General features: G+C 71.0%; 6 protein-coding genes and 1 pseudogene. 2 read left to right on the top strand and 5 right to left on the bottom strand.

Features of this window, described 5'->3' with window-relative positions; all coding sequences use genetic code 11:
• The 3 genes from ACOJTC_RS31430 to ACOJTC_RS31420 all read right to left on the bottom strand — a co-directional run.
• On the bottom strand, window positions 1-261 hold a 261-nt coding region (locus ACOJTC_RS31430; RefSeq protein ID WP_420119596.1), incomplete at its 3' end, for an acyl-ACP desaturase.
• A 73-nt stretch (window positions 262-334) separates the two neighbouring features.
• Complete coding sequence (gene hisS / locus ACOJTC_RS31425) at window positions 335-1657, bottom strand: histidine--tRNA ligase (RefSeq protein ID WP_420119595.1); 1323 nt, start codon at window positions 1655-1657, stop codon at window positions 335-337.
• A gap of 70 nt (window positions 1658-1727) precedes the next feature.
• Window positions 1728-2447, bottom strand: coding sequence for an MBL fold metallo-hydrolase (locus ACOJTC_RS31420; RefSeq protein ID WP_420119594.1), 720 nt, complete (start codon window positions 2445-2447; stop codon window positions 1728-1730).
• A gap of 260 nt (window positions 2448-2707) precedes the next feature.
• Here ACOJTC_RS31420 and ACOJTC_RS31415 point away from each other — a divergent pair, with 260 nt between their 5' ends.
• Window positions 2708-3592: a peptidylprolyl isomerase gene (locus tag ACOJTC_RS31415; protein WP_420119593.1), complete on the top strand. Its 885-nt coding sequence runs from the start codon at window positions 2708-2710 to the stop codon at window positions 3590-3592.
• A gap of 61 nt (window positions 3593-3653) precedes the next feature.
• Window positions 3654-4496 carry a peptidylprolyl isomerase gene (locus tag ACOJTC_RS31410; RefSeq protein ID WP_357930727.1) on the top strand — a complete coding sequence of 281 codons (843 nt, stop codon included), beginning with the start codon at window positions 3654-3656 and terminating at the stop codon, window positions 4494-4496.
• 80 nt (window positions 4497-4576) lie between these two features.
• Here the strand turns inward: ACOJTC_RS31410 and ACOJTC_RS31405 are convergent.
• Both ACOJTC_RS31405 and ACOJTC_RS31400 read right to left on the bottom strand, forming a co-directional pair.
• Window positions 4577-6856 (bottom strand): annotated as a pseudogene (locus ACOJTC_RS31405) (RelA/SpoT family protein); the annotation flags it as partial.
• Between the two features lie 432 nt (window positions 6857-7288).
• Window positions 7289-7852: adenine phosphoribosyltransferase (locus ACOJTC_RS31400; protein WP_420119592.1), on the bottom strand; the 564-nt coding region annotated here is incomplete at its 5' end.

The following is a 7852-nucleotide window of genomic DNA, read 5'->3' as shown; positions in this document are numbered from 1 at the left end:
CGCGATCTCGTGGTGGTAGGAGGGCAGGTTGTCCTCGGTCAGCAGGTTTACGATCAGCGCGGTCTTCGCCACGTCCGGCAGCTTCGAGTCGTCCGGCCGCCACGGCTCCCCGTCGAGCAGCCCGTCGAAGGTGCGCCCCTCGCTCCACGGCACGTACTCGTGCGGGAACCACTCCTTGGCCATCGACAGGTGACGGTCGAGGTTCTTGGCGACCACGGGTTCGAGTTCGTGGAGCAGCGCGGTCTGGCTCAGCTCGGTCACAGGGGCCCTCCCTACGGTGGCGTAACTTACGCCACCGTAGGTCCCCGTCGGCGTACGCGCCAGTAACCCGGGCTCAGCCGATCACCGGAGTCAGATCCGCAGGCGGCGGCGACCACCGGTCCGCCAGCGCGTCCACCTGCTCGCCCGAACGGATGTCCTTCACCTGGTGACCCTCGCCTCCCGGGAACCACACGTACGGGATGCCGCGCCGCTCGGCGTAGCGGATCTGCTTGCCGAACTTCGCCGCACTCGGCGACACCTCGGTCGGCACGCCCCGCGACCGCAGCGCCTCCGCCACGGCGTTGCTGGCCGCCCGATCCTCCTCGGCCGCGACGGCCACCAGCACGCAGGTCGGCACGCTGCGCGAGATCGACAGCGCCTCGGCACCGAACAGCAGCCCGAGCAGCCGGGTCACCCCGATCGAGATCCCCACCCCCGGGTACGACACGCTCCCGGCGCTGGCCAGGTTGTCGTACCGGCCGCCGGAGCAGATCGAGCCGAACCGCTCGTAGCCGACCAGCTGGGTCTCGTAGACGGTGCCGGTGTAGTAATCCAGGCCCCGGGCGATCCGCAGGTCGGCGACGCACAGCCCCGGCGCGTGCGCGGCGGCCGTCTCCACCACCGCGACCAGCTCGGCGACACCCTCGTCGAGCAGCGGATCGCTCACCCCGAGGGCGTGCACCGCATCGGCGAAGGACGCGTCCGGCGCGGAGATTCCGGCCAGCGCCAGGCAGGCGTCGGCCTGCGCCGCGCTCGCCCCCGCCGTCTCGGCCAGCAGGTCGGCCACCTTCGCCGGGCCGATCTTGTCGAGCTTGTCGACCGCGCGCAGCGCCGCCTCCGGGTCGGTCAGCCCGATGCCCCGGTAGAACCCCTCACAGATCTTGCGGTTGTTCACCTGGATCAGCACCGGCGGGATGGGCAGCGACCGCAGCGCGTCCCCGATCACCAGCGGCATCTCGGCCTCGTAGTGCGCCGGCAGGGTGTCCCGGTCGACGATGTCGATGTCGGCCTGGAGGAACTCCCGGTAACGCCCCTCCTGCGGGCGCTCGCCCCGCCACACCTTCTGGATCTGGTAGCGGCGGAACGGCAACTGGAGCTTGCCGGCGTTCTCCAGCACGTAGCGGGCGAACGGCACGGTCAGGTCGAAGTGCAGCCCGAGCGCGTCGTCACCGGCCGGGCCGTCCGCGTCGGCCTGCAACCGGCGCAGCAGGTAGACCTCCTTCGAGGTCTCCCCCATTCGCAGCAACTGGTCCAGCGGCTCCACCGACCGGGTCTCCAGCGGGGCGAACCCGTACAGCTCGAAGGTGTGCCGGATCCGGTCGAGGACGAACTGCTCGATCATCCGCTGCGAGGTGGTCCACTCCGGGAAGCCGGAGATGGGCGTGGGCTTGCTCATGACGTACTCCTTGCGGGTCCGCGCCGGGCGCGGTGGGATCGACAGGTCCGCGCCGGGCGCGGAGGAACGGCTAGAGACCGCGGGTGGGCGCGGCGGGGCGCGCGCCGTCCGGGACGGCCAGGTCGGCGAGGTACGGGTTACGCACCCGCTCCCGGCCGATGGTGGTCGCCGGGCCGTGGCCGGGCAGCACGACGGTGTCGTCGGCCAGCGGGAGGACCTTCTCCCGCAGGCTGGTCAGCATCCGGGGCATGCTGCCGCCCGGCAGGTCGGTGCGGCCGATCGAGCCGGCGAAGAGCACGTCACCGGAGAGGCAGACCTGGTCGGCCTCCCAGGGCGAGCCGGCACCGGGCAGCCGGAACAGCACCGACCCGCCGGTATGGCCCGGCGCGTGGTCGACGGTGATCTCCAGGCCGGCCAGCGCCAGCGTCGCCCCGTCGGTCAGCTCCGCGACGTCGTCGGGCTCGGTGTACGGCAGCCGGCCGCCGAACAGCGCGGTGAGGTCCATCGACAGCGCCTTGGTCGGGTCGGCCAACAGCTCCCGGTCCTCCGGATGCACGTACGCGGGGATGCCGCGTGCGCCGCAGACCGGCGCGACGGAGAAGGTGTGGTCGAGGTGGCCGTGGGTGAGCAGCACGGCGGCCGGGTGCAGGCGGTGCTCGGCGAGCACGGCGTCGAGCCGGTCGAGCACCCCGATGCCGGGGTCGACCACCACGCACTGCTCCCCCGGCGCGGTCGCCACCACGTAACAGTTGGTGCCGAAGGCGTCCGCGGGAAAGCCGGCCACGAGCACGTCCGCTCCCCTTCCGTCTCAGTCGTCCGTCTCCTGGGCAGCCTAGTCGTCGGCGCGATCCGATATCCGCGCCCACCCGTACCACGGGCCCCGCACGGCACAGTGACGCACTTTGATAAACCCAGGCCGGCCCTCGTACACCACTTTCACAGCAGGTACCCGTACACTCTGGCGGGCGTGTGGCGTGGCGCACCTGCGGGCACGGCGGGCGCGCAAGGCCCGACCGCCGGTGACGACCAGGGTAGAGGAGGGGAGCACGGGTGGCTTCCAGCAGGGACCGGCAGCGCAAGCTCGCGCGGGAGAAGCTCGACCGGCAGTTGGCCCGGCGGGCCGCCGCCGCCCGACGGCGTCGGCAGATCCAGGCCGGGGTCGGTGCGGCAGTGGTGCTGGTGCTGATCGTGGCCGGTGCGGCGTGGGGGCTGGGTGCCTTCGACAGCGACCCCGAGCCGAAGGCCGCCGAGGACGTCTGCCTCTGGACGCCGCAGGACGCCGCAGCCAACACCAACCTCAAGGACGTCGGCACCCCGGCCACCAAGGATCTGCCCACCACCGGGGTACGCACGATGACCATCGACACCGACCAGGGCGGCCCGATCACCGCCGAACTGGATCTCGCCGGGGCCCCCTGCGCCGGGGCGAGCATCGCCCACCTGGCCGGTAAGTCGTTCTACGACAACACCAAGTGCCACGAGATCACCACCGAGGGCGCGCTGCGCTGCGGCGACCCGAGCGGCACCGGGCTCGGCGGCCCCAGCTACTCGTTCTACAACGAGAACGTGCCGACCGCGCCCGAGGCGAGCCCCTCGGCCAGCCCGCAGCCCGGACAGCCGCCGACCTACCCCAAGGGCACGGTCGCGATGATCAGCAACCCACCGGGCGCCAACGGCAGCCAGTTCCTGCTCTTCTTCAAGGACTCCAGCCCGGCCCAGCCCGCGTACCCGATCATCGGCCGGATCACCGGCGGCCTCGACGTGGTCGAGAAGATCGGCGCCCTGCCGACCGTGGACAACGGGGCGGGCGCCAAGGTCAAGCCGAAGACCGACGTGGTGATCCGCAAGCTCACCGTCGGCGAGGCGCAGGCCGCCCCCGCACCGGCGACCGGCTCCCCGGCCGCGTCCCCGGCGGCCAGCCCGAGCGCCGGCTGAGCCGGCCCACAACCCGTACCTGCGGCCCCGCCGCGCCAGAGAAAGCCCAGGAGGAGTGACCGTGACGTCCACGAGAGAGCGGCAGCGCGCGGCGGCGCGGGCCCGACTTGAGCGGGAGATGGCCGAGCGTTCGGCCAAGGCCCGCAAGCGCCGGCAGACGCAGGCGATCGTCGGGGCCGCCGCCATCCTGGTGCTCGTGGTCGCCGGCACCGTCTGGTTGGCGACCAGCCTCGGTGGCGACGACGACGACAGCAAGCAGCAGGCCGCCGGCACCGAGGGCTTCTCGCAGTGCGCCTACACCGAGGCGCCGAAGGAGGGCCGGCCGGCGCAGGTCAAGGACGTCGGGATGCCCCCGAACCAGCAGGCCAACAAGGGCACCCAGACGATGACGATCGACACCAACCTTGGCCCGATCGTCGCCAAGCTCGACCGGACCAAGGTGCCCTGCACCGCCGGCAGCTTCACCCACCTGGCCAGCAAGGGCTTCTTCGACAACACCAAGTGCCACCGGCTGGTGACCGAGGGCATCAAGGTGCTCCAGTGCGGCGACCCGAGCGCCACCGGCAAGGGCTGGCGGCAGACCGACGGCACCGGCGGGCCGAGCTACGGCATGCCGGAGGAGAACCTGCCGACCGACAAGCGGCCCCCCTACCCGGAGGGCGTCATCGCGATGGCCAACTCCGGGCAGCCGGGCAGCACCGGCAGCCAGTTCTTCATCGTCTACGGCGACTCGCAGCTCGACCCGAACTACACCGTGCTGGGCACCATCACCTCCGGCATGGACCTGGTCAAGCAGGTCGGGGCGGCCGGCGACGACAAGGCGTTCGCGCAGCAGGCGGGGGGTGGCCACCCCAAGAAGGAGGTCACCATCACCAAGCTGACGATGAGCGACATCGAGAGCTGACCCGCACCGTACGACGAAGCGCCCGCCGGCTGAGCCGGCGGGCGCTTCCGTGTCAGGTGACCGGGGGACGCGGCTGACGGTCAGGCGCCGGAGGTGACCCGGTAGGCGTCGAAGACCCCGTCGACCTTGCGGACGGCGGCCAGCAGGTGCCCCAGGTGCTTCGGGTCGGCCATCTCGAAGCTGAACCGGCTCACCGCCACCCGGTCCCGGGTGGTGGTGACCGTCGCCGACAGGATGTTGACCCGTTCCTCGGAGAGCACCCGGGTGACGTCGGCCAGCAGCTTGTGCCGGTCGAGGGCCTCCACCTGGATGGCCACCAGGAACGTCGAGGCGGAGGTGAGCTTCCAACTGACCTCCACCACCCGCTCGACCTGGGCCCGCAGGTCCTCGGCGTTGGCGCAGTCGTCGCGGTGCACGCTGACCCCGCCGGAGCGGGTGACGAACCCGAAGACCGAATCCGGGGGCACCGGCGTGCAGCACCGGGCCAGCTTGATCCAGACGTCGCTGACGCCCCGCACCACCACGCCGGGGTCGCTGCTGTTCTGCCGGCTGTGCGGCGGACGGGTGGCGACGGCGGTCTCGGCGATGTCCTCCGCCGCGCCCTCCTCACCGCCGTACGCGGCCATCAGCTTCTGCACCACCGACTGCGCCGACACCTGACTGTCGCCGACCGCTGCGTAGAGCGAGGCGACGTCGGCGAGGTGCAGGTCCCGGGCGATCGCCATCAACGCGTCAGAGGTGAGCATCCGCTGCAACGGCATGCCCTGCTTACGCATCGCCTTGACGATCGAGTCCTTACCGGCCTCGATCGCCTCCTCACGCCGCTCCTTGTTGAAGTACTGGCGGATCTTGGTGCGCGCCCGGGGACTCTTGACGAAGCTCAGCCAGTCCTGCGTCGGGCCCGCCGTGTCGGACTTCGAGGTGAAGATCTCGATCACGTCGCCGTTGGACAGCGTCGACTCCAACGGCACCAGCTTGCCGTTGACCCGCGCCCCGATGCACTTGTGCCCCACCTCGGTGTGCACCGCGTACGCGAAGTCCACCGGCGTCGACCCCGTCGGCAACGGGATGACGTCGCCCTTCGGGGTGAAGACGTACACCTCCTGGCTGGACAGGTCGAACCGCAACGCGTCGAGGAACTCCGACGGGTCGGCGGCCTCCCGCTGCCAGTCCAGCAACTGCCGCAGCCAGGTCATCTCGTCGATGTGCGCCGGCGGACCGACGATCTGGGTGCCCTTGTGCTCCTTGTACTTCCAGTGCGCGGCGATGCCGAACTCGGCGGTGCGGTGCATCGCGTAGGTGCGGATCTGCATCTCCACCGGCTTGCCGGTGGGCCCGATGACCGTCGTGTGCAACGACTGGTACATGTTGAACTTGGGCATCGCGATGTAGTCCTTGAACCGGCCCGGCACCGGCTGCCAGTTGGCGTGGATGACCCCCAGCGCCGCGTAGCAGTCCCGCACCGTGTCGACCAGGATGCGCACCCCGACCAGGTCGTAGATGTCGTTGAAGTCCCGCCCCCGCACGATCATCTTCTGGTAGATCGAGTAGAGGTGCTTCGGCCGGCCGGTCGTCTCCGCCTTGATCTTGGCGGCCTTGAGATCGGTGCCGACCTTCTGGGTGACCTGCTTGAGCAGCGACTCCCGCTGCGGCTGGTGCTCCCCGATCAGCCGCAGGATCTCCTCGTACCGCTTGGGGAACAGGGTGCCGAAGGCCAGGTCCTCCAGCTCCCACTTGATCGTGTTCATACCGAGCCGGTGGGCCAGCGGGGCCAGGATCTCCAGCGTCTCCTTGGCCTTCTGCTCCCGCTTCGGGGCCGGCAGGAAGGACAGCGTCCGCATGTTGTGCAGCCGGTCGGCCAGCTTGATCACCAGGACCCGGGGGTCCTTCGCCATCGCCACGACCATCTTGCGGATCGTCTCCGCCTTGGCCGCGTCGCCCAGCTTGACCTTGTCCAGCTTCGTCACACCGTCGACGAGCAGGGTGACCTCGGGGCCGAAGTCGACCTTCATCTGGTCGAGGGTGTATTCGGTGTCCTCGATCGTGTCGTGCAGCAGCGCCGCCACCAGCGTGGTGGTGTCCATCCCCAGGTTGCCCAGGATGGTCGCCACCGCCAGCGGGTGGGTGATGTACGGGTCGCCGGACTTGCGGTACTGGCCGGAGTGCCAGCGCGCGGCGGTGTCGAAGGCCCGCTGGAGCAGCCGGGCGTCGGCCTTCGGATGGTTCTCCCGGTGGCTGGCGATCAGCGGTTCGAGCACCTCGCTGACCTGGGAGGTCTGCCACGGGGCGTTGAACCGGGCCAGCCGCGCCCGGACCCGACGACCGGTCGGGGCGTTGGAGAGCGCGAAACCACCGCTCGGCGACGGGTCGTCGTCGAAAGACGCCCCCACCGCCAGGCCGTCCGGCGTACCGCCGACGTGGTCGCCGGCCCCCGTCGGGCCGGCCGCCGGATCGTTGTTCCGAGCGGTCACCGCGCCGTCAGCGTCGCCTGTCGGGTGCACCGTGCCCTCCACCGGAGGAACGACATCGTGGGACACCGGCCTCCTCACCGATCGCCGGGACCACGCCGACCGTACGGCCGACGCCTGACTTGCCGAACCGGCCGTCACGCCGGCGTGTTCCCCGCCGGCCGCCGCCGGGTCGGTGGCACTGCCCGCCGGCCCTGCGGCCGACACCTGACCACCGCCCGGACGGGTGACCGTCCGGTCAGCAATGGGCAATGCTACCCGCACGGTAGGTGCCGTGCCGCTCCGCCGGACGGTCCGTCCCAGGTCGGCGGGACGACCCAGGAATCAAACGGTCAGCAGGGCATGGACCGGACGCCCGGCGAGCCGTTCCCGCCCGCCCAGGAAGCCCAACTCCAGCAGCACGGTGAACCCGGCCACCGTGCCGCCGGCCCGCTCCACCAGGCCGAGGGTCGCCTCGGCGGTGCCGCCGGTGGCCAGCACGTCGTCGACCACCAGCACCCGGTGCCCGGCGGTGAAGGCGTCCTGGTGCACCTCCAGCGTCGCCTCGCCGTACTCCAGGGCGTAGGAGGCCGCGTACGCCGGCCGGGGCAGCTTGCCCGCCTTGCGCACCGGCACCACCCCCAACCCGGTCGCGTACGCGATCGCGGCGGCGATCACGAAACCCCGGGCCTCGATGCCGACCACGATGTCGAAGTTGTCCCGCCCGTGGTGGTCGATGATCCCGTCGATCACCTCACGGAACACGTCGCCGTCGGCGAACAACGGCATCAGGTCCTTGAACATGACCCCGGGCTTGGGGAAGTCCGGCACGTCCAGTACCCGGCTGGCGACCAGCCGGGCGGTCTCCGGGCCGCTGTCGCCGCGTACCGCGCTGCTGTGGGTCTCCGT

It is taken from the genome of Micromonospora sp., assembly GCF_048594385.1.
Taxonomy (GTDB): Bacteria; Actinomycetota; Actinomycetes; order Mycobacteriales; family Micromonosporaceae; genus Micromonospora; species Micromonospora wenchangensis.
Note: the sequence above shows the minus strand (reverse complement) of the source record. Positions and strands in the feature narration are given on the sequence as shown.

Bases quoted from the DNA above. Each gene is read 5' to 3' on its own strand.
- hisS (WP_420119595.1), bottom strand. From the start codon at position 1,657: ATGAGCAAGCCCACGCCCATCTCCGGCTTCCCGGAGTGGACCACCTCG.